Below are 25,423 nucleotides of genomic sequence, written 5' to 3' on the forward strand. Positions count from 1 at the left end.
GCGAGTCTAGTGATCCGCATCGCCTCCCCACGAGGCATCCGGCCCGTCCCCGTAGAATGACGGGGATCCCTTTTCCCTAGTTGGAGGCGTAATCCGTGCTTCGCACCCACACGGCAGGCTCACTGCGAGCCGAGCACATCGGTCAGACCGTCACCCTCGCGGGGTGGGTCGATCGCCGTCGTGACCACGGAGGAGTCGCCTTCATCGATCTGCGCGATGCCACCGGCATCGCCCAGGTGGTGATCCGCGACGAGGAGACGGCGCGCCCGCTGCGCAGCGAGTTCGTGCTGCAGGTGACCGGCGAGGTCTCGCGCCGCCCTGCGGGCAACGAGAACCCGAACCTGCCTTCCGGCGAGATCGAGATCGTGGTGCAGGACGTCGTCGTGCTCAACGAGTCGGCGCCGCTGCCCTTCCAGGTGTCCTCGGGCCTCGCCGAGGCCGACCCGGTCGGCGAGGACGTGCGCTTCAAGCACCGCTACCTCGACCTGCGCCGCCCGGCCTCGATCGCGCCGCTGCAGCTGCGCTCGAAGGTCTACAAGGCGCTGCGCGACGTGCTGCACGAGCGCGAGTTCACCGAGGTGGAGACCCCGACCCTCACCCGCTCCACCCCCGAGGGCGCCCGTGACTTCGTCGTGCCCGCGCGCCTGCACCCCGGCAGCTGGTACGCCCTGCCGCAGAGCCCGCAGCTGTTCAAGCAGCTGCTCATGGTCGGCGGCGTCGAGAAGTACTTCCAGATCGCGCGCTGCTACCGGGACGAGGACTTCCGCGCCGACCGTCAGCCCGAGTTCACCCAGCTCGACATCGAGATGGCCTTCGTCGATCAGGAGGACGTCATCGAGATGATGGAGGCCGTCATCCGCGCGATGTGGGCCACCATCGGCGTCGAGGTGGAGACGCCGCTGCCGCGCATGACCTATGCGGACGCGATGGCGAAGTACGGATCCGACAAGCCCGACCTGCGCTTCGGGCTCGAGCTCGTCGAGGCGACCGACTACTTCTCCGAGACCACGTTCCGCGTGTTCCAGGCCGACTACGTGGGCGCGGTCGTCATGCCCGGCGGCGCCTCGCAGCCGCGCAAGACCCTCGACGCCTGGCAGGACTGGGCCAAGCAGCGCGGCGCCCGCGGGCTCGCGTACGTCCTGTTCAACGAGGACGGCACGCTCGGCGGACCCGTCGCGAAGAACCTCAGCGAGACGGAGCAGGCGGGTCTCGCCGCGCTCGTCGGCGCGGCACCGGGCGACTGCGCGTTCTTCGCCGCCGGATCCGCGAAGGACTCCCGCGCCCTGCTCGGGGCCGCGCGCGTCGAGATCGGGCGCCGTCTGGGTCTGCTCGACCCCGACGTGTTCGCGTTCACCTGGGTCGTCGACGCCCCGATGTTCGAGCCGGCGGCCGACGCCGTCGCCTCGGGCGACGTCGCCGTCGGCGCCGGCGCCTGGACCGCCGTGCACCACGCCTTCACCGGCCCCAAGCCGGAGTTCGAGGCGACCTTCGACACCGACCCCGGATCCGCTCTCGCCTACGCGTACGACATCGTCTGCAACGGCTCCGAGCTCGGCGGCGGATCCATCCGCATCCACCGCGAGGACGTGCAGAAGCGCGTCTTCGAGGTCATGGGCATCTCGGACGAGGTCGCCCAGGAGCAGTTCGGCTTCCTGCTCGACGCGTTCAAGTTCGGCGCTCCCCCGCACGGCGGCATCGCGCTCGGCATGGACCGCGTGCTGCAGCACCTCTCCAAGACCGAGTCGATCCGCGAGGTCATCGCATTCCCGAAGACCGGCAACGGCTTCGACCCGCTCACCGCAGCGCCCGCCCCGATCACCGCGGAGCAGCGCAAGGAGGCCGGCGTCGACGCCGTCGCGGAGGCCGACGAGGAGCCCGCGCCCGCCCAGGCCTAAGGCCCCGCACCGGGCGCCAGGCTCGGAGATGTGCGCTTCGCTCGGATGGATTCCGCGATTCCGTCCGAGCGAAGCGCTTTTCTCCGTGCGAAGCGGACAGAGCGGCGCCCGCCGGGTCCGTGCGGCCCGCCGGGTCCGTGCGGCCCGCCGGGTCCGTGCGGCACGCCGGGTCCGCGCCGCACGCCGGATCCACGCGGCACCCGCCGCTCGCCCGTGACAGGATCGAGACATGCTCGCCGACCTCACCCTGCCCGTGCCGATCCAGACCGGGATCGGTGTCGTGACCCTGCGCCGTGCTCGTCCCGACGACACCGCTGCGATCGTCACGCTGCTCGCCGACGACGCGATCAGCGCGGCGCGCGGTGACACCGCCTCCGACGACGACCTCCCCGCCTACCGGGCGGGCCTGGAGTCGGTGCTGGCCGACGGATCCAACGATCTGCTCGTCGCCGAGCACGACGGGACGGTGGTCGGCACCTTCCAACTCACGCGCATCCCCGGGATGTCCCGTCAGGGATCCACCCGCCTGCTGGTCGAGGCCGTGCGGGTGAGCTCGCAGCTGCGCTCGGGCGGCGTCGGATCCGCGCTGATGCGGTGGGTGATGGACGTCGCGACCGCCGAGCTGGGCAGCCCCCTCGTTCAGCTCACGTCGGACGCTCAGCGGCTGGACGCGCATCGCTTCTACGAGCGGCTCGGATTCACCGGCTCCCATCGCGGCTTCAAGTACGCCGCGCCCGCCCCCCGGGGTCGTTGAGCGAAGACGCCGAAGGCGACTGAGACGAAACGCGGCAATCGCGCAGCATCACCGCGTCTCGTCTCGCGCGGCCTGCGGCCGTGCTCGCTCAACGACCACGGCTCGGACCGCTCAGACCTCGTCGGGGTCCGACAGGTCCTCGATCGCGACAGGGGTGCGGCCGGCGAACATCACGCCGATGCCGTACTCCTCGCCGATCTCCAGGCCGCTCTCGGCGAAGCGCATCATCCAGGTGCCGTCCTGCCAGACCACCGCCTCCGGAGCGCCGAACGGCGGCTCCTCGGCCGCGAGCAGCGCCCGATCCGCCGCGGACAGTCCCGGATCCTGCAGCTCCTCGACCAGATAGCGGATGGCGGCCTCGCTGAGCGCGCCGAACTCGTCCACCACGCCCTGCGCCGTCTCCGTCGCCTCCGCGCTCGGCGCCTCGGCCGGCTCGACGACGATGCTCACCGTCCATCCGCCGTCGCCCCCCTCGACGCCCGCGGTCCAGCAGGCGACATCCTCCGGCGCATCGATGCGGATGAGGGTGGCGCCGTCGAGCTCGATCACGTCGGGAAGATCCATACTCCGATCCAACCAGCCAGGACACCACGACGGAAGCCGCCGGCGCGCGGGCGAGGCGGATCGGATCCCCGCCGTTCACGACGCGTTCATCCGTCTCCGTGATGCCGGTAACCCGGCCGCCGTACATTCCCTCTCGACCCGAACCGGCGCCCGCGCCGGACACCGAGAGGAAATCATGCCCATCAGCACCCGTCGTGCGCGCATCGGCGCCGGCATCGCGCTGGCCGCCAGCGCCGCGCTCCTGCTCTCCGCCTGCTCCGGATCCGCTTCGGCCGACCCCAGCGGCTCCGCCGGCACCGGCGCCAAGGCCGCCACCGCCACGTCCCTCAAGGACTTCGGAACCCTGGCCGACCTCGAGAAGGCGGCCGAGGCCGAGGGCAAGCTCAACGTGATCGCGCTGCCCCACGACTGGGCCAACTACGGCGAGATCCTCGACGCGTTCAAGAAGAAGTACCCGAAGATCACGATCAACGAGGCCTCCCCCGACGCGTCCAGCGCCGAGGAGATCCAGGCGGCGAAGACCAACGAGGGGCTCGACACGGCTCCCGACGTCTTCGACCTCGGTCTCACCGTCACGCTGCAGAACACCGACAAGTTCGCCGCCTACAAGGTCTCGACGTGGGAGGACATCCCCGAGAACCTCAAGGAGAAGACGGGCCTGTTCACCGGCGACTACGGCGGGTACATGTCGATCGGCTACGACTCCTCGAAGTTCCCCGAGCCCAAGACGCTCGCCGACCTCAAGAAGTCCGAGTACAAGGGCGCCGTGGCGCTCAACGGCGACCCCACCCAGGCGGGCGCCGCTTTCGCCGCGGTCGGCCTCGCCACGGTGCAGTCCGGTGGAACGCTGGACGACTACCAGAAGGGCGTCGACTTCTTCGCCGATCTGCAGAAGGCCGGCAACCTGCTCAAGGTCGACGTGACGACGGCGACGGTCGCGAGCGGCGAGACCCCCGTCGTCTTCGACTGGGACTACCTGAACGCCGCGCACGTCAAGGACAACAAGAACTGGAAGACGGTCGTGCTTCCGGGCACCGGCTACGCGGGCTACTACAACCAGGCGATCAACAAGGCGGCCCCGCACCCGGCCGCCGCGCGCCTCTGGCAGGAGTTCCTCTACAGCGACGAGGGCCAGAACCTGTGGCTGAAGGGCGGCGCCCGCCCGGTCCGCGCGGACGCCATGACCAAGGCCGGGACGATCGACAAGACCCTCGCGGCCGCGCTGCCCGCCGCCCCCAAGGAGACCGTCGTGCCGACCGAGGCGCAGAGCACCGCAGCCGGCAAGCTGCTCGGCGAGAAGTGGGCAGCGGCGGTCCAGTGACCTCCACCGCCACCGCGGCTCCGGCCGCACCCCGCGCCGGGTCGAAGCCTCGTGCTTCGGCCCGGCGCGGGTCGTCCGTCCTCGCGGCCGTCGGCCTGGTGCCGTTCGCCGCCTACCTGCTGATCTTCCTCGCCCTGCCCACGCTGCTGGCCGTGGCGACCGGGTTCTTCACCCGGGACGGATCCTTCACCTGGAGCAACCTCTCCGCGCTCGGGGATCCCACCGTGCTCCTCACGTTCGCGAACTCTGCGGGCCTCTCGCTGCTCACCGCCGCGATCGGAGCGATCGCCGGCGCGCTGGTCTGCTACGCGCTCCTCGACATGAATCCCGCCGGCGCGGTGCGCACGGTCGTGGATGCCGCCTCTGGCGTCCTCGCCCAGACCGGCGGCGTGATGCTCGCCTTCATGTTCATCGCCTCGATCGGCCTGCAGGGCGTGATCACCCAGCTCCTCAAGGACGTCGGGATCTCCCTCTACGCCCAGGGCCCGTGGATCTACGAGCTGCCCGGACTGATCCTGCCCTACCTCTACTTCCAGATCCCGCTCATGGTCATCACGTTCATGCCGGCGCTCTCGGCGCTCAAGCCGCAGTGGGCCGAGGCCAACCTCACCCTCGGCGGCACGCGCGCGAGCTTCTGGCTGCGGATCGGGATCCCGGTGCTCGCCCCCGCCTTCCTGGCGAGCTTCCTCCTGCTGTTCGCGAACGCCTTCTCGTCCTACGCGACCGCGGCCGCCCTCGCCAGCCAGGGCGCCCAGATCGTGCCCCTGCAGATCCGCGCCGCGCTCACGAGCGAGACCGTGCTGGGCCGGGAGAACCTCGCCGGAGCCCTCGCGCTCGGCATGATCGTCGTCGTCGGGATCGTGATGTGGCTGTACTCCCTGGTGGCGCGCAGAGCGGCGAGGTGGCAGTCGTGAACCGGCTCGGCCCCTCCGCCGCGACCCGATGGATCATCGGGATCGTGGTCGGGCTATTCTTCCTGATCCCGCTGGCGGCGACGCTCGCGTACACCTTCCGCGCCCCCGACACCGGCGCCTTCACCGTCGCGCACTGGGCGGCTCTGGGGGATCCGGCCCAGGCCTCGGTCTATCAGCCGATCTGGACGGGCCTCGGCAACTCGCTGATCCTCGCGGTCGTGACGGTGCTCATCGTGCTGCTGCTCCTCGCGCCGACGATGATCCTCGTCAACCTGCGCTTCCCCCGCCTGCGCCCCGTGTTCGAGTTCGCGGTGCTGCTGCCCATCTCGATCCCCGCGATCGTGCTGGTCGTCGGCCTCACCCCGATCTACCTGCAGATCGGGCGCTCGCTCGGCACCGGCGCCTGGACGCTCGCGTTCGCCTACGGCATCACCGTGCTGCCGTTCGCCTACCGCTCCATCCAGGCCTCGATCGACGCCGTCGATCTGACGACCCTCGCCGAGGCGGCCCGCTCGCTGGGCGCCGGCTGGTTCACGGTCGTGCTGCGCGTGCTGGCGCCGAACCTGCGCCAGGGCCTCCTCGCCGCGTCCCTGCTGTCGATCGCCGTCGTGCTCGGCGAGTACACGATCGCCTCCCTGCTGAACCGGGAGGTGCTGCAGACCGCGCTCGTCGTCGTGCAGAAGCAGGACGGCTGGGCGCCGGCGATGTTCGCCCTGATGGCCCTCACCTTCAGCTTCCTCCTGCTCCTCATCATCGGACGCGCCGCGCGCGGCCGCTCCGGAAAGGCCGACTCATGAGCGACACCGCGCTCCCCCGCACGGCGGACAACTCCCTGCTCGCCGATCGCGCCGACGGCACGCGCGTGCAGTTCGACGGCATCGTGAAGAGCTACGGCCGCACGACGGTGCTGCACGGCATCGACCTCGACATCGCGCCCGGCGAGTTCGTCTCGCTCCTCGGACCGTCGGGATGCGGCAAGACCACGCTGCTGCGCGTGCTCGCGGGGCTCGAGAGCGCCGACGGCGGAGCCGTGCTGCTCGGCGGGAAGGACGTCTCCGGCGTCCCCACGAACAAGCGCGATCTGGGCATGGTTTTCCAGTCGTACTCGCTGTTCCCGCACCTGCGCGTCGTCGACAACACCGCGTTCGGACTTCGCCGGCGCAAGGTGCCCACCGCCGAGGCGCGCACGCGGGCGCTCGACGCGCTCGCCCTGGTGGGGCTCGAGGCCCACGCCGACAAGTTCCCGCATCAGCTCTCCGGCGGGCAGCAGCAGCGCGTCGCCCTGGCCCGCGCCCTCGTCACCGAGCCTCGGGTGCTGCTGCTGGACGAGCCGCTGTCCGCCCTCGACGCGAAGGTGCGCGTGCAGCTGCGGGACGAGATCCGCCGGCTCCAGCTGCGGCTCGGGATCACCACGGTCTTCGTCACCCACGACCAGGAGGAGGCGCTCAGCGTCTCCGACCGGATCGCCGTGATGGATGCGGGCAGGATCGACCAGATCGGCACCCCCGAGGAGCTGTATCTGCGTCCGGCGACCGCGCACGTCGCCGCGTTCGTCGGGCTCTCCAGTGTGGTCCGAGGGATCGCCGACGGCGCAAGCGTGCGCGTCTGGGGCACCGACCTCCCGCTGCAGACGCCCGCGACCGGCGAGGTCGACGTGCTGCTGCGCCCCGAGAACGTGCGCCTGGTGGATGCCTCCGACGCGGCGGTGACCGGATCCGTCGAGGAGAGTATGTTCCTCGGCAGCATGCGGCGCACGCTCGTGCGCACCGAGGACGGCGCGCTGGTGCGCGTGCAGCACGCCGCACGGATCCGTCCCGCGTACGGCGACCGGGTCGGGCTCGCGGTCGACGCCGAGCCCGTGGCGGTGCGCCGGGGCGGGACCGCGGCCTAGCCGCACCGTCCCGTCCGCTCCGCGTGCCACCGGAGCGTCGGAGAGGGCGGATGCGGTCTGCTCCCGTCGCAGAAAGTGTCGTTCCGAGCGGACGACAGCGACACTTTCTGCGACGGGAAGGCCACCGCCCTGCACGGGTTCAGGCGCGACGCGGATGACGACGGCGGTGAGCGGGTCTCAGCCGGCCAGCGACCGGGCCAGCGCGACGTACTCGGCGGGCGATGCGTCGGGCAGGTAGGCGCGGCCGATCGCGAGGCCGATCGCGGGCAGCTGCCCGTTGTCGGCGTAGAACAGGTGCATGGGCCGGTACTCCGGGTTGAACTTCCCCTTGTAGCGCAGCAGCGAGGCGAACCCGTACGCGGGCTCCAGCACGCGGCTGAGCCAGCCCAGCAGGCGGGTGATCGTATCGCGGTCCGCGTCGGCATCCGCCTCCACGGTCTGCGCGAGCGGAGCGCCGGACAGGCTCATCACCGCGAGTCCCTGCTCCTTCATGTGCAGGGCCGCCGAGGCGATCGCGAACTCCATCACGCCCGGCATGGCCCCGTCCGCGCGGCGCATGAAGTCCAGGGTGCGTCCGATCAGCTCGCCCTCGCGCCACACCGGCATCCAGCTGGTCACCGCCTGCAGCTCTCCCTCGGGGCCGATCGCGAGGAGGATCTCGACGTCGGGATCCTTCAGCTCCTCGACGCCGCCCAGCGTGAACCGCATCTCGGGCAGCGCCTTCTCGGCGATCCACTGCTCGCTGAGCGCGTCGAGCTGGGCCACGAGCCCCGCCGGCAGCTGCTCCCAGGTCGTCCAGAGGGTGGTGAGGCCGTCGCGCTGGCCGCGGTTGTACGGCTGGCGGACCTTCGTCCACACCTTGCCGGTGAGCTCGAAGCGATCGAGCGGCACCACGGTCTCCTCGGCGACCGAGATGCTCCGCCACCCCAGCGCGCGGAAGGTCGGCACGAACTCGTCGTGCGTGCTGTAGAAGACCGGCGTCCACGCGTTCGCGTCGCAGAAGTCGAGGAATCCCCGCACGGTCTGCGCCGCGTCGCCCGGGGTGCAGACGGGATCGCCCACGGCGATCGCGATGTCGTTCACCACCCGGTACGCGACCGCACCCCGGCCGTCCGCCGTGAACCAGTGCTCGTTGCCCTCCCAGGTGCCGAGGAAGCCGAGGGTGCCGCCGTCCGTCTCGCGGAGCTGGGTGCGGAAGCGCTCCGCCTCGTCGGCGGTGCTGCGCGAACGGGCCCGCAGCAGCGGGAGCAGAGCGAGGGCGAAGATGATCCAGAACAGTGCGCCGACGTCGCGGTGCAGCACCAGGGCGAGCCCGGTGAGCGGGCTGTGGCCGCCCGGATGGCCGATGATCGTGGGCAGGAAGCGGCGCAGCGTGGTCGCGAGCGACGACCAGAACGACGGCGAGTGCGAGACCACCGTCACCAGGATCATGTTCGTCGTCGCCAGCACCGCGAACGCGATGCCGATGGTCACCGCGAACCGCCGGACGGCGACACGCGACGCGCGCACGGCGAACCGGCGGTGCGTGATCGCCAGCAGGATGCACATGCCCACCGGGACGAGGATCGCGAGCACCGAGAATCCGGGGAACTGCCGATCGATCTCGACCACGTCGGTCGGGTTCCGGATCGAGCGCACCACCAGGCTGATGCCCGTGAGCAGCGCCATCACCGTGTTCACGCCGATCGCGAGGAACCAGGCGGCCCGGCGCCCGGATCGCAGCCCCCATGCCGCGATGAGGCTGAGCAGCAGCGGCACCAGGCTCATGAGCACCACGCCGGTGCCGGCGGCGAAGGCGGTCGTGACGCCCGCGACGCAGTGGGCGGAGGCGTTGTTGCGTGCGCACGCGTCGGTGATGCCCGAGATGTCGACGCCGCGCAGGCCCGCCACGACGGGTGCGAGGGGCCCGATCCCGACACCGGTGAGCAGCACGATCAGGGGGCCGAGGCCGGTGACCGCGACCATCGCGGCGATCAGCGTCCTGGTCTCCCCGAAGGAGCTTCGATAGACGACGGGGCGTGGGGCGCCGCTCGTGAGCAGCAGCCCCAGGAGCAGACCGGTCAGGGCGGCGAGGAGCCGGTACACGCTGTCCGCGTCACCGCCGTAGAGCGTGAACGTGACCAGCAGCGAGAGACCGATCAGGCGGATCCGGCGCCGGTAGAGCGCGGGGGCGAAGGCGCTGCCGGCCAGGATCGCGCCGAGGATGCCGATCGCGGGGTCGAACACCACGCCGCGGGAGTCGACGCGCGCCCACACCTGCCCCCAGGACCAGGCCAGGGACTGGATCCCGACGCCGAGCAGCACGCCCAGCACCCCGGTCACGAGGAACGACATCATGACCCGTCGCGTGCCCATGAGGCGCTCCGCATAGGCGAGCAGGGTGAGCGCGAGCAGCACCGACAGCAGCAGCCCGCCCCAGGAGTTCGGGACGAGCAGCGCCGTGAGCGGCGTCCACCACTGCCGCTCCCTGCCGAGCACGAGGGGGCTGACGCCGAGTCCTGCGGGGTGCCGCCCCCACAGCGTGCCGAAGGACAGGCCCGTGATCACGAGCAGGGCGCTCAGCGCCACGGCGAACGGATGCCGCCGGACGTAGCCGGCGACGCGGCGCGAAACGGCGCCCGCAGTCTGTGCCACCGAGATCCTCATCCTGCCGCCAATCCCCACCGGGGATACAGTACCGAGAACGCCTCGGCGAGGCCTCCGTACAGACCGGGTCCGCTGTGCGTCGCGTTCGGGATGAGATGGAAGGTCGTGCGGAATCCCGCCGCCTCGGCCAGATCGGCCGAGGTCCGGTTCGCCGGCCCGTACTTCTTGTCCAGCGCCCCGGCGGAGAAGACCGCCCAGTGGTCGGCGTATGCACCGGGGTGCTCCCGGAGGATCGCCTCGGGCTTGTTCGCGTCGAACGCGGCCTGGTCTCCTCCGTACACCGGCTTGAGCACCGAGGCGGGGTCGGCGAAGCCGGCCCACGGCTCGCCGGAGGTGTTGGCGATGTTCCCCCAGATCTCGGGGTGACGGGCGCCGTAGATGAAGGAACAGGCGCCGCCGTTCGAGTAGCCCGCGATCGTCCAGTCCTTCGCATCGGGAAGCACCCGCAGATGCGTGCGGATCCAGTTCGGGATGTCGGTGTTGAAGTAGGTCTCGACGCCGCCGAACGCCTTCGAGTCCACGCAGCCGGGGTTCTGCGTCTGCGAGCCCAGCTGGTCGGCGACGATGACGATCGGCGCGAGGCCCTGGTGCTTGGCGGCGAAGCCGTTGAGCACCCCCGCGACGGCGCGCGGGTTAGGGCTGCCGGGAAGGCCCATCATGAGCACCATCACCGGCAGCGCCGGCGGATCCTTGACGAGCGCGGCGGGGGGAAGGTAGATGCTCGCGTCCCGGGGGACGAACCCGACCGTCGACGGGATCTTGAGGTCGCCGGAGAGCACCCGCGTCTCCCCGCTCTTGCGCATGCCCGCCGGTGCGTGCCATGTCTCGGAGAGCGGCGTCGTCGGGGCGGGGGTCGTCAGGGGCGCGGCGAACCCTCCGGCCGAGGCCAGGGTGTTCACCCCGAGGATCTCGCCGAGGGAGCGATCCAGCCCGAAGGCCAGGTTGATGCCGAGGAACATCGACAGGATGGAGGTGATGATGGTGAGGATCCCGATCGCCTTCTGCCACCAGCGCGACCGCCAGAGGCTCACGATAGACAGGCCCAGCAGGGCGAATCCGCCCGTGGTCCACCACTTCACATCCGGAGGCATCGGCAGCTCGAACGCCTTGGTCACGTCGGCCCACACCACCAGGAACCATCCCACGAGCGCCCCGAGCAGGATCCCGATCCCGGCCCGCACGATCCAGCGCCGCCGCAGCGGACGGATCAGCAGCGCGACCGCGCCGGCGGCGGCGAGGATCCAGATCGTCCACGGCACCGGGCCGTCGACGAGGTCGAGCTCCAGCAGCCAGCGCAGCATGGGGACCTTCGCTCTCCCGCCCCCGGGCGGTGGCGACCACTCATCGTAATCGGTGCCCGCTCGGCGTCATCGGTACGCGCGCTTTGCCGGAGCTTGGAGGAGCCTATGAACACGGCGCGGCCCCGGATAAGATCCCCCGCCGACGCGACGAGCCCGCCGGCGCACCGGGACAGGAGTCCGGATGCGCCGGCGGGCTCGGGGCTCCGCTCGGCGGCGTCAGAGCACGCGCGCCAGGAAGTCCTTCGTGCGCTGGTGCTGGGGGTTGGCCAGCACCTCGCGGGGGTCGCCCTCCTCGAGGATGTGCCCGCCGTCCATGAAGATCAGCCGAGAGCCGACCTCCCGGGCGAAGCCCATCTCGTGGGTGACGACCATCATCGTCATGCCCTCGTCGGCGAGCGTGCGCATGACCTGCAGCACCTCGCCCACGAGCTCGGGGTCGAGCGCCGAGGTCGGCTCGTCGAAGAGCATCATGTCGGGATTCATGCACAGCGAGCGCGCGATCGCCACGCGCTGCTGCTGACCGCCGGAGAGGTGGCTCGGGTAGGCGTCGGCCTTGTGGCCCATGCCCACCCGCTCCAGCATCTCCTGGGCGACCCTCTCCGCCTCGGCCTTGCCGCGCTTCTTCACCTGACGCTGGGCGATCGTGAGATTGCCCAGCACGCTCATGTGCGGGAACAGGTTGAAGCTCTGGAACACCATGCCGATGCGCGCGCGCACCCGATCGATGTCGATGTCGGGATCCGTGATGTCGATCCCCTCGATCACGATCTTCCCGCCGGTCGGCTCCTCGAGCATGTTCACCGAGCGCAGGAGCGTCGACTTGCCGGATCCGGAGGGGCCGATCACGCAGACGACCTCGCCGGCGTTCACCGTCAGGTCGATGCCCTTGAGCACCTCGTTGTCGCCGTAGTGCTTGACGAGGCCCTGGATGTCGATCGCGGGGGCGCTCAGATTGATCAGGTCGGTGCTCATCGTTCCCTCGCCATCCGTCGCTCGAGCCAGGCCGTCAGCCGCGTCAACGGCAGCGTCACGATCAGGTACAGCAGCGCCGCCATGACCAGCGGCGTGGCGTTCGCATAGGTGGACAGCCCGTTGCGGGCGAAGGTCGTCAGCTCATAGGTGAGCGGGGTCGCACCGATCACGAAGAACAGCGAGGTGTCCTTGAGCAGCAGCACGAACTCGTTCGTGAGCGGCGGGATGATGATCCGGAAGCCCTGCGGCAGCACGATGAAGAACATCGTGCGGCCGGAGGACATGCCCAGCGATCGTGCGGCCTCCGTCTGTCCCTTCGGCACCGCCTGGATCCCCGCGCGGATCGTCTCGGCCATATAGGCCGACGACACCACGATGAGGCCGAGCACCGCGGCGCCCACCGGCGCCCCGGGGATCGTGACCTTCGTCGCGATCGGCAGCATGATCCCGAAGCCGAAGATCGTGATCAGCGCGGGGATGCCGCGGAAGAACTCGATCCACACGGTCGCCGCCCAGCGGAACGGCGGGATGTCGCTCAGCTTCATCAGGGCGAGCACGACCGCGAGGATCAAGCCGCCGAAGAACGAGTAGATCGTGAAGAGGACGGTGTTCTTCAAGCCGACCGTGATGATGCCCGGGAGCAGCTTCATGGCGACCTCGGGATTCGCGAACTGCTTCGCGACCGTGGGCCAGTCGGTGGCGATCACGGCCCAGATGATGAGCGCGATGATCACCGCGTAGACGGTGTAGTGATAGACCCGCGTGCGGGTCCGTTTCTTCAGGGCCATCGGCGTTGATCAGACCTCGGTCACTTCGCGGTGAAGTACTTGTCGTAGATCTTCTGGTACTCGCCGTTGTCCTTGAGCGCCTTCAGCTGCTCGTTGACCGCCTTGCGCAGGGCCTCGTTCTTGCCCTTCGCGAACGCGAAGCCGTACTGCTCGTCGGTCTTGTAGGTCTCGACGACCTTGTAGGAGGGGTCGTCCTTCTCGTGCTGCACGTTGACCGGGAGGTCCTGCAGGATCGCGTCGACCTGACCGCCCTGCAGCGCCGGCCACAGCACGCCGTCGTCGGAGAACTGCACGAGGTTCGCGCCCTTGGCGTGCTCCTTCGCGTAGTTCTCTCCGGTCGTGCCCTGCTGCACGCCGACGTTCTTGCCGCTCAGGCCGTTGATGTCCTTGATGCCGGAGGAGGTCTTCACCAGCAGCGACTGCAGCGAGTCGTAGTAGCCGTCGGAGAAGTCGATGTTCTTCTTGCGGTCCTCGGTGATGGTCATCGCCGAGGCGCCCATGTCGCACTGTCCGGCGAGCAGCGCGGTGCCCGACTGCAGCGTGTCGAAGTTCGTGACCTGGAACTGCGTCTTGAGGCCGAGCTTGTCGCCGATCGCGGTGAGCAGGTCGACGTCGAAGCCGGTGTACTGGCCGGAGCCGGCCGTCTCCTCGTACTCGAAGGGCTTGTAGGGGATGTCCGAGCAGACCGTGAGGGTGCCGGCGGTGATCAGGCCGTAGTCCGTGCCCCCGGCCGCGCTCGCGGTCGGGTCGGACGACGCCCCGGTCGAGCACCCGGCGAGGGTGAGGGTGGCGGCCGCCGCGAGGGCGAGTCCGTAGGCGAGCTTCGAGCGACGTTCCATGTGCGACTCCTGTGTCGAGGACGCGGGCGTCCTGGTGCGGGTTGCCGACAATCTTGACACGCTCGTGTTACTGCCGGGTAACGGAACGGGGCGCCCGGGTGTCTCGGTTCGGTATCGGCGCGCCCGTCGCCGCGGAATCCCGCGCCTCCGCGGCAGCGGCACGCCCGGCGGATCATCTGGGATCCGAGACGCTGCCTCCGAGATCCCGCGACAGGGATCAGATCTCGAAGTCCACGGCGGAGCGTCCGCCCGCGACCGAGCGCACGTAGCCGACGACCTCCTGGTGCGCCGGGTGCACCTGATAGGCGTCGAGGCCCGCGGCGTCGTCGAAGTCCGCGACGAGCGTGACGTCCCAGTTCCCGTCGATCTCGAGCGCGTTCACCCCGGTCGACAGCGCACGGATCGACGGCACGACGCCGACGAGCCCCTGCAGCCGCGCGACGATCCCCGCCGCGTGCTCGGCGCGCTGCGCCGGATCCTCGGTCGCCATCTTCCAGGTCACCACATGCCGCAGGGCCATCGCTGCACTCTTCCTCTTCGCTGTCTCTCTGCTGTCCTTGCGCGCTCGCCGACGCGCCCTCCGCTCGCGGCTCCCGCCCGTGGTCCCGGATCCGCGGATCCCGGGTGCCTCGGTGCTCTCAGCGAGCGTCCGCCCGCGCGGCGAGCGCCTCGCGCAGCCGGTCGGGCGAGATCCGCCAGTGGCCGTGCACCTCGCCGTCGATGAGCAGGACCGGGATCTTCTCCCAGTACTTCTCGTACAGCGCCGGGTCGTCGAGGATGGAGAGCTCGGTGATCTCCATGTCCTCGGCGAGCGCGTCCGGCAGCTCCGCGACGACCGCGTCGACCACGTCCGAGGCCACCTCGCAGAGATGGCAGTCGGGCTTGCCGATCAGGGTCAGTGCGATCACGGCCGGGGATCCTCCGCCGGGAACTCGACCTCGCGCCCCTCGGCGATCCACTCTGCCGTGCCGCCCTCGACGTTCGTGACGTCGTAGCCGCGCGCCTCAAGCGCCTCGACGACGCGCGCCGAGCGTCCGCCGAGCTGGCAGATGACGTCGAAGGCGCCGTCGGGCAGCTCGTGCAGCAGATCGCCGATCTCCGACATGGGCAGGTTCACGGCGCCGGGCACGTGGCCCGAGGCGAACTCACTGCGCTCGCGCACGTCGATGAGGGGCGTGTCGGCGCGCTCGGCCAGCTGGGCGACGGTGATCGTCTTCATGGATCCGATTCTTCCAGACCCGGCGGCGCGCCGGCGCGTCGGGTCGCCCCGGGCCCGGAATGCACGAAGCGCCCCGGCGATCGGAACGATCGGGGGCGCTCAGTGACTTGCGCGTCAACGACCTCCGGTCGATGACTGACCGGCCGTATCGGCGCAGCCGCTTACTTCTTGTTGCGGCGCTGGTGGCGAGTCTTGCGAAGCAGCTTGCGGTGCTTCTTCTTCGCCATGCGCTTGCGGCGCTTCTTGATGACAGAACCCACGGAAACCTCACTACGTCAGGGGCTGGGCGTCGCACACGACGCCCGGGATCGGGGCATGGAAAAATGCCTCGGAACAGTCTAGCGCACCGCGCCGCGGTCGCCCGACGCATCGCGTGCGGGAGCCCCTCGGACGTCAGCCGGCATCGGCGACCGGGTTGTGCAGCGCCGCCGTGACCGCGGACTCGGGCACGCGGTAACTGCGTCCGAAGCGGATCGCCGGCAGTTCGCCCGCGTGCACCAGCCGGTACACCGTCATCTTGGACACGCGCATGATCGCGGCCACCTCGGCGACCGTCAGGAAGCGCACATCCGGAAGCGGTTCGGGCATCCCCATCTACCCCCCTCGGCCCGCGGCACGCCCTGTGCGGCGGGATGCGACAACTGTAGGGGCTGATGGAGACGGCTGTAAACCCGTGTGACAGCTGTGACCCACCGATGCTCGGCCTGTTCCGGACCACGCGATCCGCTCGGCCGCCTCCCGGCCAGTCGGATCAGGCCCCGAGCCGCTTGAGCGCCGTCTGCACGACGTGCTTGGCACTGGCCGCGGCGCGGCCGACGACCTCGGCCGCGTGCGCGGCGCCGTCCGGCAGCGGCGGCACGGCGGCGAGGCCGGAGATGTCGGGGGCCGAGTCGCCGTAGGCGTCGGCGAGGAACGGCACGAGCCAGTCGTCCACCTCTTCCAGCGGCGCCGCCTCGATGCTGTAGAACCGACGCTGTCCGTCCTCACGGACGGTGACCAGCTCCGCGTCGCGCAGCACCTTGAGGTGCTTCGAGACCGTCGGCTGGCTGATCCCGAGCTCGCTCACGATCTGGGTCACGCTGGTGCCCGCATCCCCTTCTTCGGACCGCTGGCGCAGGAGCTGAAGGATGTCCCGTCTCGTGCCGTCGGCGATCACGTCGAAGATGTCGGTCATGCCTTCACAGTAGCCGCGCCGAAGGCGGAGTACCATGACGAAGGCTTGGCGGACGGAGGATCGGAGGGGCCGCACCATGGCGCGCAGCATCCCCGCGCGATCCTTCTCCGAGATCGCCCGCCACACGGTCCGGATCGTCAAGACCCTCACGACGTCCTCCCCGTCTCGATTCGCGATCGTCGTGTTCTCGGCGCTCATCCTGATCACCACCGCGCTGCTCTCACTGCCCATCGCGAGCGCGGATCGCACCGTGACCCCGCTCGCCGACGCACTCTTCACCGCCGTCTCCACGATCTGCGTCACGGGCCTGTCCACCGTCGACATGGCGACGCACTGGTCGGGCTTCGGCCTCGGCGTGATCTTCGTCGGGGTCAACATCGGCGGCCTCGGCGTGCTGACGCTCGCGAGTGTGATGGGCCTGGTGATCTCCAAGCGCCTCGGCCTGCGCGCCAAGCTCATCGCCGCCGGCGACACCAACCCGATGCGCGCGCACGGCGGTCCGGTGAACGAGAGCCAGACCGTGCGCCTCGGCGAGGTCGGCGCGCTGCTGCGCACGGTGGCGATCTCGGCATTCGCGATCGAGGCCGGCCTCATGGTGCTGCTCTACCCCGCCCTGCTCACCGCGGGCGTGGATCCGGTGACGGCCCTCTGGGAGGCGCCGTTCTACTCCGCGATGGCGTTCACGAACACCGGGTTCACCCCGAACCCGGGCGGCCTCGCGCCGTTCGCGCAGAACTACTACGTGCTCACGGTGCTCATGCTCGGGGTCTTCCTCGGCAGCCTCGGCTTCCCCGTGATCTACACCCTCGCCCGCCAGCGCTGGCACGTGCGACGGTGGTCGCTGCACAGCAAGCTCACGATCATCACCACGGTCGTGCTCTTCGTCATCGGCGCCGCGGTGTTCCTGCTCCTCGAGTTCGACAACCCGAAGACCTTCGGATCCATGGACGCCGGCGACACGACGTTCCAGGCGTTCTTCCTCTCCGCCATGACGCGCTCGGGCGGCTTCAACGTCGTGGACATGGGCGATCTGAACGGATCCTCGATGCTGGCCGCGTCGATGCTCATGTTCGTCGGCGGCGGCTCCGCGTCCACCGCGGGCGGCATCAAGGTCACGACCCTCGCCGTGCTCGCGCTGGCCGTGGTCAGCGAGGCCAAGGGCCGGCCCTCCGTGCAGGCGTTCGGCCGCCGGATCCCCTCCGACGTGCAGCGCGTCGCGCTCAGCGTCGTCGCGTGGGGGGCCACGATCGTCGCGGTCTCGACCATCGCGATCAGCCAGATCACGAAGTTCTCCGTGGACGAGGTGCTCTTCGACGTGGTCTCCGCGTTCGGCACGGTGGGACTGTCCACCGGCGTCACCGGGAACCTCCCGGATCCCGCGACCTACATCCTCGCCGCCACGATCTTCATGGGGCGCGTTGGTACAGTGACTCTGGCCGCGGCCGTGGCCGCGACCAGCCGGACGCAGCTCTACTCGCTGCCCGTGGAAAGGCCCATCGTTGGTTGAAGTGCTGCGCAACGACGCTCCGGTGCTCGTGATCGGGCTCGGCCGGTTCGGCGCCGCGTGCGCCGGCGAGCTGGACCGGCTCGACCGCGAGGTGCTCGCGATCGACACCAACCTCGAACTCGTGCAGAAGTGGTCGGAGCGCGTCACGCACGCGGTCCAGGCCGACACCCGCAACATCGACGCCCTGCGCCAGATCGGCGCCCAGGACTTCCAGGTCGCCGTGGTCGCGGTCGGCTCGTCCATCGAGGCCTCGGTGCTCATCACGGCCAACCTCGTCGATCTCAAGGTGCCGCAGATCTGGGCGAAGGCGGTCTCGCAGTCGCACGGAAAGATCCTCGCCCGCGTGGGCGCCAACCACGTGGTGTACCCCGAGCGCGAGGCCGGGGAGCGCGTCGCGCACCTCGTCAGCGGGCGCATGCTCGACTTCATCCGCTTCGACGACGACTTCGCGCTGGCCAAGATGTACCCGCCCAAGTTCATCCGGGGCGTGCCGCTGAACCAGTCCGGCGTGCGCAGCAAGTACAACGTGACCGTGGTCGGGGTGAAGAGCCCGGGCAAGCCGTTCCGCTACGCCGAGGCCGACACCGTGGTCACGAACCACGACCTCGTCATCGTCTCCGGCACGAACAGCGACATCGAGCGGTTCTCCTCGCTGGACCGCTGACGCCCTCCGATCCCCTCCGCCTCGCCGCGCCCCCTCTCGGCGCCGCGCCCCCTCCCGCCGCGCTGCCCCTCCGCCGCGCCCCCTCCGCCGCGCCCCCTCCCGCGGGCCCCTCCGGCGACCGCGAAACCGAACTCTCGTCCCGAGACCGACGTTCTCATCCGCTGTCTCGGGATGCAGGATCGGTTTCGCGGGAGGGAGGGCGCGGTAGGGGAGCGCGCGGGAGGGGAGCGCGCGGGAGGGAGGGAGGGTGCGCGGCGGGGAGCGCGCGGGAGAGGAGGGTGCGCGGCGGGGATATCCGCCTCGCGGCGGATACCGCGAACTCTGACGGCATGGTCGGATGGAGGCATGATCGACTCCACCGCCCCCACCGCCGCACCACCGGTGCTCTCGCTGCAGGGCCTGCGCAAGCAGTTCGGGCAGAAGGTCGCCGTCGACGACCTCTGGCTCGACGTCCCCGCCGGATCCATGCTGGGGCTGCTCGGCCCGAACGGCGCGGGCAAGACCACGACCCTCGCGATGACCACCGGCCTGCTGCGCCCCGACGCGGGCTCGGCGCAGGTGCTGGGCGCGGACGTCTGGCGGGATCCCGCGGCCGCGAAGGGGCGCATGGGGGTGCTCCCCGACGGCGTGCGGATGCTCGACCGCCTCACCGGCGCCGAGCTGCTGCGCTACACCGGCCTGCTCCGCGGCATGAGCGAGGCGGACGTCACCGCCCGCGCCGGCGAGCTGCTCGCGGCGCTCGGACTCGCCGACGCCGGCACCACCCTCGTGGTCGACTACTCCGCCGGCATGCGCAAGAAGATCGGGCTCGCGTGCGCGCTCATCCACGCTCCCCGGCTGCTGATCCTGGACGAGCCGCTCGAGGCGGTCGACCCGGTCTCGGGCGAGACCATCCGGCAGATCCTGCGCTCGTTCGTGGCCGGAGGCGGCACCGTGGTGCTCTCCAGCCACGTGATGGAGCTGGTGGAGTCGCTGTGCGACCGCGTCGCGATCGTCGCCGAGGGCCGGCTGCTCGCCAACGGCACCCTCGACGAGGTGCGCGCCGGCGAGACCCTGCAGCAGCGCTTCCTCTCCCTGGTCGGCGCACACGAGCTCGGATCGGAGACGCTCGCATGGTTGCGCTCCTCGTAGGACTGCGCTGGCGGCAGCTGGGGCACCAGTTCGGCCGCAACCCGTGGCTGATCGTCTCGGTCATCGTGTCCGCGATGGTGGCGCTGGGGCTGCTCGCCGCCCTCGCGGCCGGGCTGGTGGCCCTGCGCATCGCCGCCCCCGACGCCGCGGTGCGCACGCTCGTGGTCGTGGGATCCGCGATCGTGCTGGTGTGGTGGATCGGATCGATCGTGGTCAGCGCCGACGACACGCTCGCGCCCGAGCGGTTCGCGCTGCTGCCGGTCACGGCGCGCTCCCTGCTGCCGGGGCTCGTGGTCGCCGGGATCACCACGATCGGCGGCATCGGCACGACCCTTGCCCTGCTGCTCATGCTCGTGGGCTGGTCGGTGAGCCCGCTCGCCCTGATCTCCGCCGTGGTGCTGATCCCGGTCGCGCTCGCCACCTGCGTGCTGGGCGCTCGCGTGGTCAGCGGCCTGCTCGCAGGCTGGCTGGCGGGCCGGCGGATGCGGGATCTGGTGGTCACGGTGGCGGTGCTCGTGGTGGCCTGCTCGGGGCTGCTCATCAACGTGATGATCCGCGCGTTCGCCCAGCTCTCCGATCCCTCCGCGCTCCTGCCGGTGATCGCCGACGCCGCGGGGTGGACGCCGCTGGGCGCCGTGTTCGGCGTCTCCGCGGCGCTCGCGGCCGGCGACCTCGCGGGTGCGGGACTGCGCCTGCTGGTCGCGCTGGCGTGCGTGGTCGCGCTGTGGTTCGCCGCGCGCGGACTGCTCGCCGCGCGCCTGGTCGCCCCGGTCCAGAGCCGCGGCGGCGGGCGGGTGCGCTCCGGCGGCCTGCTGGACCGCATCCTGCCGGCGTCCGCCGTGGGCGCGATCGCCGCCCGCACCATGCGCTACGCGCGCCGCGATCCGCGTCAGGTCATCAACACCGTGATGATGCTGCTGCTGCCGGCGCTGCTGATCGGGATGGCGCTCATGAACGGACGGGGCACGGGATCCTTCGCGCTCAGCGACGGAACGATCCTCGTCCCCGCGATCAACGCCCTGCTCATCGGCACGGTCCTGCAGCTGGGGATCGCCTACGACAACGATGCGATCGCCCTGCACATCCACACGGGCGTGCCGGGGAGGGCGGACCGGGCGGGGCGCGTGCTCGGGTTCGGCATCATCGCCGTCCCAATCACCGTCGTGCTGTGCGTGGCGGCGAGCATGCTGGCCGGGCGCATGGATCTCGTGCCGGCGAGCCTCGGCGCCGCCCTCGGGCTGGGTGCCGTCTCGGCCGCCGGCGGCGTCTGGACGGGCGCGTTCCTGCCCGGTCGCGCCCCGGCGCCGGAGGCGAACCCGTTCGGACGCGGGTCCTCGGGCGGCGTGCAGTCGATGCTCGCGATGCTCATCATCGCGCCGCTGAGCCTCATCATCGGCGGCCCGGCGTTCGGGCTCGCGATCGCCGCGATCTGGACGCCCTGGCTCGGCTGGCTGAGCCTCGCCTGCGCGCTGCTGTTCGGCGGGCTGGCGATCTGGGCGGGGACGACCCTGGGCGGCAGGATCCTGGACCGCCGCTGGCCCGAGGTGCTCGCCGAGGTCTCGAGCGAGGGCTGAGCGAGCGTCTCACGGCGGATCCGTGAGACACCGCGTTCCGCTTGAGACATCGCGCCTGTCGCGGTGTCTCAAGCGGGAAGCGGTGTCTCAAGCGGGAAGCGGTGTCTCGCGTCGGTCGCCGCCGTGCGCGCCCGCTCAGACGCCGGCGGCGAGCTCGCGAGCCCGGGCGAGAGCGGCGTCGGTGGCCCGGGCGAACAGCGCGGCGAGGTCGGCCTCCTGCAGCACCGCGACGGCGCGCTCGGTCGTGCCCTTCGGGCTCGTCACGCGGCGGCGCAGCTCGGCGGGGTCCTCGCCCGAGGCCTCGAGCAGGGCGGTGGCGCCGATGAACGTCTGCTCGGCCATGAGGCGGGCCTCCGACTCGGCGAAGCCCTTGCCGATCGCGGCCTTCGTGAGCTCCTCGATCAGCAGGAACACATAGGCGGGACCGGATCCGGAGATCGTGGAGAGCGGATCGATCTGCGACTCCTCGACCTCGATCACGGATCCGACGGTCTCGAACAGGCGGCGCACGAGCGCGCGCTCCTCCGGGGTGACGTCCGCGGCCGCGGCGAGGCCGGTGACCGCACGGCCCACGGTGGCGGGGGTGTTCGGCATCGAGCGCAGCACGCGCGTCCCGGCGGGCAGGTGCGCGGCGAACGTCGCCAGCGTGACACCGGCGGCGATGCTCACCACGATCGCGTCCTCGCGCAGATGCGGGGCGATCTCGTCGAGCAGGTCCGGCACCATCGCGGGCTTCACGCCGACCACGACGATGCGTGCCGAGGCGGCGACCGCGTTGCCGGACGTCTCCTGCTCGAGCGCGATCGAGCGCACGCCCGCGAGCCCGTCGAGCTCGGCCGCGCGCGCCGCGGTGCGATTGGTGGCGGTGATGCCACCGTCGACGGGGATCCCGCTCGCGACGACGCCGCGCAGGATCGCACCCCCCATCGCTCCGGCACCGAGGAACGCGACAGAGGGGAGCGCTTCGACCATGCCGCCATCCTACGAGGCGGCGGCGCATCGCACGCGGCCGCTTTAGACTCGTGGCATGAGTGCATCCGGTGGCGGCAAGGCGATCCTGGCGGCGTTCCTCGCGAACATGGGCATCGCCCTCGCGAAGCTCATCGCCTGGCTGCTCTCCGGATCCGCGTCGATGCTCGCCGAGGCCATCCACTCGGTCGCCGACTCCGGCAACCAGCTGCTGCTCATGCTCGGCGGGCGCAAGGCCCAGCGACGCGCCGACCGCGAACACCCGTTCGGGTACGGCCGCGAGCGCTACGTCTACGCCTTCGTCGTGTCGATCATCCTGTTCTCGGTCGGCGGTGTCTTCGCGATCTACGAGGGCGTGCAGAAGCTCATCGAACCTCACGAGATCGACCGCACCTGGTGGTGGCTGCCGCTCGCCGTGCTCATCGTCTCGATCGTGCTCGAGTCGTTCTCCCTGCGCACCGCGATCAAGGAGAGCAACCACGTGCGCCCGGCCGGGCAGTCGTGGATCTCGTTCATCCGTCGCGCGAAGGCGCCCGAGCTGCCCGTCGTGCTGCTCGAGGACACCGGCGCCCTGGCCGGTCTGCTGTTCGCCCTGCTCGGGGTCGGCCTCACGCTCATCACGCACAACCCGGTCTTCGACGCCCTGGGCACCCTGATGATCGGCCTGCTGCTCGTGCTCATCGCGATCGTGCTCGGCGTCGAGACGAAGAGCCTGCTCGTCGGCGAGGGAGCGAACGACGCGGACCACGACCGCATCGTGGACGCGATCCACGCGGGCGACGAGGTCGAGAAGCTCATCCACATCAAGACCCTCTACCTCGGCCCCGACGAACTGCTCGTCGCCGCCAAGATCGCGCTCACCTCGGACAAGACCGTCCGCGCCGCGGCCGATGACATCGACGCGATCGAGAGCCGCATCCGCGCGGCCGTGCCTGCGGCACGGGTCATCTACCTCGAGCCGGACATCTACCGGCCTGCGCTGGATCCCTCGCCCTCCACCGACGCCTTCGTGCTGCGCTCGGCGGACTGACCGCGCGGATCCATCATGGTCGACCCGCTCGCCGAGGCGCTGGGCGACCCGTCGCTGTCGGCCGATGCGCGGCAGAAGCTGCAGCACGTCCGGGACGTCCTGCAGGCGGATCCGCAGGCCCGGCTGATCTCGCTGTTCTTCGAGGGCGAGGAGCCGCGCGCCGCCGTCGCGTTCGGCGACCTCGGTGCGTCCGATCTCATCGCCGTCGTGCTGCACGGCATCGACACCGACCTCGCCGCGTTCCCCGCGTGGGCGGAGATCACGCAGGCGCTCTGCGCCGACACGATCCGTGCGAGCCTGTTGCGCGGCGGATCGGGGCGGATCGCGACCGTCGCCTGGTTCGGCTACGACTCCGGCACGCACCTGTCCGCCCTGGCGACGAGGCACGCCACCGTGGGCGCCGCGCGCCTGGCGGGCGATCTTGTGCACCTGCACCATGAGCATCCGGCCGCCCGGATCGCGGTGCTCGCGTACTCCTACTCGTCGACGCTGTTCGGCGAACTCGTCCTGCTGGACGGGGCGGGACCCGTGTCGATGGCGTTCTCGATCGCCTCGGCGGGGATGACGCGGATGGCCGCCGACGCCGTGGCCGACGCCGTGTCGGCGCGGTCGTTCTCGTTCTACGCGACCGAGGCCTCGAGCGACGCCACGGCTCCCCTAGGCCGGCTCGGGGCGCACCCGGTCGACCCGCGGGACATCGAGGGCGCGATCGTGTACTCGTCGGACGGCGGCCCGATCCCCGGAGCCGGCGACGAGACCGGCGAGGCGACCGAGGGCCATGCCTCCCGCACGGAGGTCGACGAGCGCGGCGTGCGGCACCGCGGCTACTTCGACCGTCGCGCCCAGGCCTACCTCTTCGCGGTGGAGCGCCTCGCGCGCCTCGCGGCCCGGCCCCGGGGTCGCTGAGCCCGCAGAACCCCTACCGGGGTCGTTGAGCGAGCACGCGAAGCGAGCGAGACGAAACGCGGCGATCCGCGAGAATCGCGAGAACCGCGTTTCTCTCGGTCGGCTCCGCCGTCGTCGCTCGACGACCCCGAAAAGCGCCCGCTCCGCTCGCTTCAGCGCCGCTCGGCGAAGAACGCGCGCAGCTGATCGGCGGCCTCGGCTTCGCGGACCCCGCCGACGACCTCGGCGCGGTACGGCAGCCGACGGTCGCGCAGCACGTCGTACAGCGAACCCGCGGCACCCGCCTTGTCGTCCCAGGCGCCGAACACGACCCGACCGATCCGGGACTGCAGGATGGCGCCGGCGCACATCACGCACGGCTCCATCGTGACGACCAGCGTGCAGCCGGCGAGGTTCCAGGATCCGCCGGCCGCTGCCGCGGCCCGCAGGGCGACGATCTCGGCATGACCGGTGGGATCGGCCGTCTCCTCCCGGTCGTTGCGGCCCTCACCGAGGATCCGCCCCTCTCCGTCCAGGACGACGGCGCCGACCGGGATCTCCCCCGCCGCGGCGGCCTCGGCCGCGAGCACGAGCGCACGGTCCATCGCCGTCGCCTCCGCCGCCCGCGGATCCGGATCTGCCATGCGCCCAGCCTAGGGCTCGGTCCGGGCGCATCACTCCGCCGGTCGGGGCGGGCCGGCCCTGCCGATCGACGGAACCGGAAACGCCAGTACCCTGTAATCATGCGCGTTCACGTGGCCGACCACCCCCTGATCACCCACAAGCTGTCGGTGCTGCGCGACGCGCGCACCCCGTCGCCGGTGTTCCGCCAGCTCACCGAGGAGCTCGTGACGCTGCTCGCCTACGAGGCGACGCGCAACGTGCGGGTGAGCCCGATCGAGATCACCACCCCGGTCACGACGACGATGGGCGTGAAGATCTCGGAGCCGCGGCCGATCGTCGTGCCGATCCTGCGCGCCGGACTCGGCATGCTCGAAGGCCTGGTCAAGCTGCTCCCGACCGCCGAGGTCGGCTTCCTCGGCATGGTCCGCGACGAGGAGACCTTCGAGCCGACGACCTATGCCGAGCGGCTGCCCGATGACCTCAGCGGACGCCAGTGCTTCGCGATCGACCCGATGCTCGCGACCGGCGGATCGCTCGCCGCCGCGATCCAGTTCCTCTTCGACCGCGGCGCCGACGACGTCACGGCGATCTGCCTGCTGGGCACGCCGGAGGGCGTCGCCGCGATCGAGAGCCTCGTGGGTGACCGCAACGTCACGCTCGTGCTGGGCGCCCTCGACGAGCGCCTCAACGAGAAGGGCTACATCGTGCCCGGCCTCGGCGACGCCGGCGACCGCCTGTACGGCACGGTCTGAGTCCCGCCG

27 protein-coding genes are annotated in these 25,423 nt (G+C 70.8%); 13 read left to right on the forward strand and 14 right to left on the reverse strand.

The window, feature by feature from the left end; all coding sequences use genetic code 11:
- Nucleotides 1-95 precede the first annotated feature (95 nt).
- Complete coding sequence (gene aspS, locus J8G10_RS02090; protein ID WP_251438832.1) at nucleotides 96-1,895, forward strand: aspartate--tRNA ligase; 1,800 nt, start codon at nucleotides 96-98, stop codon at nucleotides 1,893-1,895.
- Nucleotides 1,896-2,124: 229 nt separating this feature from the next.
- Nucleotides 2,125-2,649, forward strand: coding sequence for a GNAT family N-acetyltransferase (locus tag J8G10_RS02095; protein WP_251438834.1), 525 nt, complete (start codon nucleotides 2,125-2,127; stop codon nucleotides 2,647-2,649).
- Nucleotides 2,650-2,760: 111 nt separating this feature from the next.
- Here the strand turns inward: J8G10_RS02095 and J8G10_RS02100 are convergent, their stop codons facing one another.
- A complete protein-coding gene (locus J8G10_RS02100) occupies nucleotides 2,761-3,213 on the reverse strand; it encodes a hypothetical protein (RefSeq protein ID WP_251438836.1) in 453 nt (150 codons plus the stop codon).
- Nucleotides 3,214-3,388: 175 nt separating this feature from the next.
- Here J8G10_RS02100 and J8G10_RS02105 point away from each other — a divergent pair, with 175 nt between their 5' ends.
- The 4 genes from J8G10_RS02105 to J8G10_RS02120 are packed head-to-tail and all read left to right on the forward strand — an operon-like array spanning nucleotide 3,389 to nucleotide 7,339.
- A complete protein-coding gene (locus tag J8G10_RS02105) occupies nucleotides 3,389-4,534 on the forward strand; it encodes an ABC transporter substrate-binding protein (protein WP_251438838.1) in 1,146 nt (381 codons plus the stop codon).
- A complete protein-coding gene (locus J8G10_RS02110) occupies nucleotides 4,531-5,448 on the forward strand; it encodes an ABC transporter permease (protein WP_374208744.1) in 918 nt (305 codons plus the stop codon). The genes J8G10_RS02105 and J8G10_RS02110 overlap by 4 nt, the downstream gene beginning before the upstream one ends.
- On the forward strand, nucleotides 5,445-6,245 hold the full coding sequence (locus J8G10_RS02115) for an ABC transporter permease subunit (RefSeq protein WP_251438839.1): 801 nt from the start codon (nucleotides 5,445-5,447) through the stop codon (nucleotides 6,243-6,245). The genes J8G10_RS02110 and J8G10_RS02115 overlap by 4 nt, the downstream gene beginning before the upstream one ends.
- A complete protein-coding gene (locus J8G10_RS02120) occupies nucleotides 6,242-7,339 on the forward strand; it encodes an ABC transporter ATP-binding protein (RefSeq protein ID WP_251438841.1) in 1,098 nt (365 codons plus the stop codon). The genes J8G10_RS02115 and J8G10_RS02120 overlap by 4 nt, the downstream gene beginning before the upstream one ends.
- Before the next feature lie 177 nt (nucleotides 7,340-7,516).
- Here J8G10_RS02120 and J8G10_RS19525 read toward each other — a convergent pair whose 3' ends face one another.
- The 11 genes from J8G10_RS19525 to J8G10_RS02175 all read right to left on the reverse strand — a co-directional run bounded on the left by J8G10_RS19525 (nucleotide 7,517) and on the right by J8G10_RS02175 (nucleotide 16,278).
- A complete protein-coding gene (locus J8G10_RS19525; protein WP_251438842.1) occupies nucleotides 7,517-9,973 on the reverse strand; it encodes a DUF2156 domain-containing protein in 2,457 nt (818 codons plus the stop codon).
- Nucleotides 9,974-9,981: 8 nt separating this feature from the next.
- Entirely contained in the window at nucleotides 9,982-11,286 is a 1,305-nt protein-coding gene (locus J8G10_RS02130; protein WP_251438844.1) for an esterase family protein, read from the reverse strand.
- Between the two features lie 216 nt (nucleotides 11,287-11,502).
- Entirely contained in the window at nucleotides 11,503-12,258 is a 756-nt protein-coding gene (locus J8G10_RS02135) for an amino acid ABC transporter ATP-binding protein (protein WP_251438846.1), read from the reverse strand.
- On the reverse strand, nucleotides 12,255-13,046 hold the full coding sequence (locus J8G10_RS02140; protein WP_251438847.1) for an amino acid ABC transporter permease: 792 nt from the start codon (nucleotides 13,044-13,046) through the stop codon (nucleotides 12,255-12,257). The genes J8G10_RS02135 and J8G10_RS02140 overlap by 4 nt, the downstream gene beginning before the upstream one ends.
- A 20-nt stretch (nucleotides 13,047-13,066) precedes the next feature.
- Nucleotides 13,067-13,885: a basic amino acid ABC transporter substrate-binding protein gene (locus tag J8G10_RS02145; protein ID WP_251438848.1), complete on the reverse strand. Its 819-nt coding sequence runs from the start codon at nucleotides 13,883-13,885 to the stop codon at nucleotides 13,067-13,069.
- Nucleotides 13,886-14,102: 217 nt separating this feature from the next.
- Nucleotides 14,103-14,405, reverse strand: coding sequence for a Dabb family protein (locus J8G10_RS02150; RefSeq protein ID WP_251438849.1), 303 nt, complete (start codon nucleotides 14,403-14,405; stop codon nucleotides 14,103-14,105).
- Nucleotides 14,406-14,523: 118 nt separating this feature from the next.
- Nucleotides 14,524-14,793, reverse strand: coding sequence for a glutaredoxin family protein (locus J8G10_RS02155; RefSeq protein WP_251438850.1), 270 nt, complete (start codon nucleotides 14,791-14,793; stop codon nucleotides 14,524-14,526).
- Nucleotides 14,790-15,104: a rhodanese-like domain-containing protein gene (locus J8G10_RS02160; RefSeq protein ID WP_251438852.1), complete on the reverse strand. Its 315-nt coding sequence runs from the start codon at nucleotides 15,102-15,104 to the stop codon at nucleotides 14,790-14,792. Before J8G10_RS02160 ends, J8G10_RS02155 begins: the two co-directional genes overlap by 4 nt.
- A gap of 161 nt (nucleotides 15,105-15,265) precedes the next feature.
- Nucleotides 15,266-15,364 (reverse strand): 30S ribosomal protein bS22, encoded by a 99-nt coding sequence (locus J8G10_RS02165; RefSeq protein ID WP_003792170.1) that lies wholly within the window; start codon nucleotides 15,362-15,364, stop codon nucleotides 15,266-15,268.
- Between the two features lie 133 nt (nucleotides 15,365-15,497).
- Complete coding sequence (locus tag J8G10_RS02170) at nucleotides 15,498-15,692, reverse strand: helix-turn-helix domain-containing protein (RefSeq protein WP_251438854.1); 195 nt, start codon at nucleotides 15,690-15,692, stop codon at nucleotides 15,498-15,500.
- A gap of 163 nt (nucleotides 15,693-15,855) precedes the next feature.
- Nucleotides 15,856-16,278 (reverse strand): helix-turn-helix transcriptional regulator, encoded by a 423-nt coding sequence (locus J8G10_RS02175; protein ID WP_251438856.1) that lies wholly within the window; start codon nucleotides 16,276-16,278, stop codon nucleotides 15,856-15,858.
- Nucleotides 16,279-16,354: 76 nt separating this feature from the next.
- On the opposite strand from J8G10_RS02175, the gene J8G10_RS02180 reads away from it, so the two are divergent.
- The 4 genes from J8G10_RS02180 to J8G10_RS02195 all read left to right on the forward strand — a co-directional run bounded on the left by J8G10_RS02180 (nucleotide 16,355) and on the right by J8G10_RS02195 (nucleotide 21,154).
- Nucleotides 16,355-17,785, forward strand: coding sequence for a TrkH family potassium uptake protein (locus tag J8G10_RS02180; protein WP_251438857.1), 1,431 nt, complete (start codon nucleotides 16,355-16,357; stop codon nucleotides 17,783-17,785).
- The gene (locus tag J8G10_RS02185) at nucleotides 17,778-18,449 is read left to right on the forward strand and encodes a TrkA family potassium uptake protein (RefSeq protein ID WP_251438859.1); all 672 of its coding nucleotides are present in this window, start codon (nucleotides 17,778-17,780) and stop codon (nucleotides 18,447-18,449) included. The genes J8G10_RS02180 and J8G10_RS02185 overlap by 8 nt, the downstream gene beginning before the upstream one ends.
- 345 nt (nucleotides 18,450-18,794) lie before the next feature.
- Nucleotides 18,795-19,580 (forward strand): ABC transporter ATP-binding protein, encoded by a 786-nt coding sequence (locus tag J8G10_RS02190; RefSeq protein ID WP_251438860.1) that lies wholly within the window; start codon nucleotides 18,795-18,797, stop codon nucleotides 19,578-19,580.
- Nucleotides 19,562-21,154, forward strand: a complete 1,593-nt coding sequence (locus J8G10_RS02195; RefSeq protein WP_251438861.1) for a hypothetical protein — start codon at nucleotides 19,562-19,564, stop codon at nucleotides 21,152-21,154. Before J8G10_RS02190 ends, J8G10_RS02195 begins: the two co-directional genes overlap by 19 nt.
- 135 nt (nucleotides 21,155-21,289) lie before the next feature.
- On the opposite strand, the gene proC is transcribed toward J8G10_RS02195, so the two are convergent.
- Nucleotides 21,290-22,126, reverse strand: a complete 837-nt coding sequence (gene proC, locus J8G10_RS02200) for a pyrroline-5-carboxylate reductase (protein WP_251438862.1) — start codon at nucleotides 22,124-22,126, stop codon at nucleotides 21,290-21,292.
- A gap of 55 nt (nucleotides 22,127-22,181) precedes the next feature.
- On the opposite strand from proC, the gene J8G10_RS02205 reads away from it, so the two are divergent.
- On the forward strand, nucleotides 22,182-23,153 hold the full coding sequence (locus tag J8G10_RS02205) for a cation diffusion facilitator family transporter (RefSeq protein ID WP_251438863.1): 972 nt from the start codon (nucleotides 22,182-22,184) through the stop codon (nucleotides 23,151-23,153).
- A gap of 15 nt (nucleotides 23,154-23,168) precedes the next feature.
- A complete protein-coding gene (locus tag J8G10_RS02210; RefSeq protein WP_251438864.1) occupies nucleotides 23,169-24,059 on the forward strand; it encodes an alpha/beta hydrolase in 891 nt (296 codons plus the stop codon).
- A 152-nt stretch (nucleotides 24,060-24,211) separates the two neighbouring features.
- Here the strand turns inward: J8G10_RS02210 and J8G10_RS02215 are convergent, their stop codons facing one another.
- A complete protein-coding gene (locus J8G10_RS02215; protein WP_251438865.1) occupies nucleotides 24,212-24,682 on the reverse strand; it encodes a nucleoside deaminase in 471 nt (156 codons plus the stop codon).
- 99 nt (nucleotides 24,683-24,781) lie between these two features.
- Between J8G10_RS02215 and upp the strand changes: the two genes are divergently transcribed.
- A complete protein-coding gene (gene upp / locus J8G10_RS02220; RefSeq protein ID WP_233310171.1) occupies nucleotides 24,782-25,414 on the forward strand; it encodes a uracil phosphoribosyltransferase in 633 nt (210 codons plus the stop codon).
- The last annotated feature ends 9 nt before the right edge of the window (nucleotides 25,415-25,423 follow it).

This window comes from Microbacterium sp. USTB-Y (assembly GCF_023703415.1).
Taxonomy (GTDB): domain Bacteria; phylum Actinomycetota; class Actinomycetes; order Actinomycetales; family Microbacteriaceae; genus Microbacterium.

Coding starts and splice junctions, on each gene's coding strand:
- J8G10_RS02130 (WP_251438844.1), bottom strand. CDS start 11,286: ATGCTGCGCTGGCTGCTGGAGCTCGACCTCGTCGACGGCCCGGTGCCG.
- J8G10_RS02175 (WP_251438856.1), bottom strand. CDS start 16,278: ATGACCGACATCTTCGACGTGATCGCCGACGGCACGAGACGGGACATC.
- J8G10_RS02105 (WP_251438838.1), top strand. CDS start 3,389: ATGCCCATCAGCACCCGTCGTGCGCGCATCGGCGCCGGCATCGCGCTG.
- J8G10_RS02145 (WP_251438848.1), bottom strand. CDS start 13,885: ATGGAACGTCGCTCGAAGCTCGCCTACGGACTCGCCCTCGCGGCGGCC.
- J8G10_RS02215 (WP_251438865.1), bottom strand. CDS start 24,682: ATGGCAGATCCGGATCCGCGGGCGGCGGAGGCGACGGCGATGGACCGT.
- J8G10_RS02095 (WP_251438834.1), top strand. CDS start 2,125: ATGCTCGCCGACCTCACCCTGCCCGTGCCGATCCAGACCGGGATCGGT.
- J8G10_RS02100 (WP_251438836.1), bottom strand. CDS start 3,213: ATGGATCTTCCCGACGTGATCGAGCTCGACGGCGCCACCCTCATCCGC.
- J8G10_RS02150 (WP_251438849.1), bottom strand. CDS start 14,405: ATGGCCCTGCGGCATGTGGTGACCTGGAAGATGGCGACCGAGGATCCG.
- J8G10_RS02120 (WP_251438841.1), top strand. CDS start 6,242: ATGAGCGACACCGCGCTCCCCCGCACGGCGGACAACTCCCTGCTCGCC.
- proC (WP_251438862.1), bottom strand. CDS start 22,126: ATGGTCGAAGCGCTCCCCTCTGTCGCGTTCCTCGGTGCCGGAGCGATG.
- J8G10_RS02210 (WP_251438864.1), top strand. CDS start 23,169: ATGGTCGACCCGCTCGCCGAGGCGCTGGGCGACCCGTCGCTGTCGGCC.
- J8G10_RS02190 (WP_251438860.1), top strand. CDS start 18,795: ATGATCGACTCCACCGCCCCCACCGCCGCACCACCGGTGCTCTCGCTG.
- J8G10_RS02205 (WP_251438863.1), top strand. CDS start 22,182: ATGAGTGCATCCGGTGGCGGCAAGGCGATCCTGGCGGCGTTCCTCGCG.
- J8G10_RS02135 (WP_251438846.1), bottom strand. CDS start 12,258: ATGAGCACCGACCTGATCAATCTGAGCGCCCCCGCGATCGACATCCAG.
- J8G10_RS02160 (WP_251438852.1), bottom strand. CDS start 15,104: ATGAAGACGATCACCGTCGCCCAGCTGGCCGAGCGCGCCGACACGCCC.
- J8G10_RS02140 (WP_251438847.1), bottom strand. CDS start 13,046: ATGGCCCTGAAGAAACGGACCCGCACGCGGGTCTATCACTACACCGTC.
- J8G10_RS02195 (WP_251438861.1), top strand. CDS start 19,562: ATGGTTGCGCTCCTCGTAGGACTGCGCTGGCGGCAGCTGGGGCACCAG.
- J8G10_RS02170 (WP_251438854.1), bottom strand. CDS start 15,692: ATGCCCGAACCGCTTCCGGATGTGCGCTTCCTGACGGTCGCCGAGGTG.
- upp (WP_233310171.1), top strand. CDS start 24,782: ATGCGCGTTCACGTGGCCGACCACCCCCTGATCACCCACAAGCTGTCG.
- J8G10_RS02180 (WP_251438857.1), top strand. CDS start 16,355: ATGGCGCGCAGCATCCCCGCGCGATCCTTCTCCGAGATCGCCCGCCAC.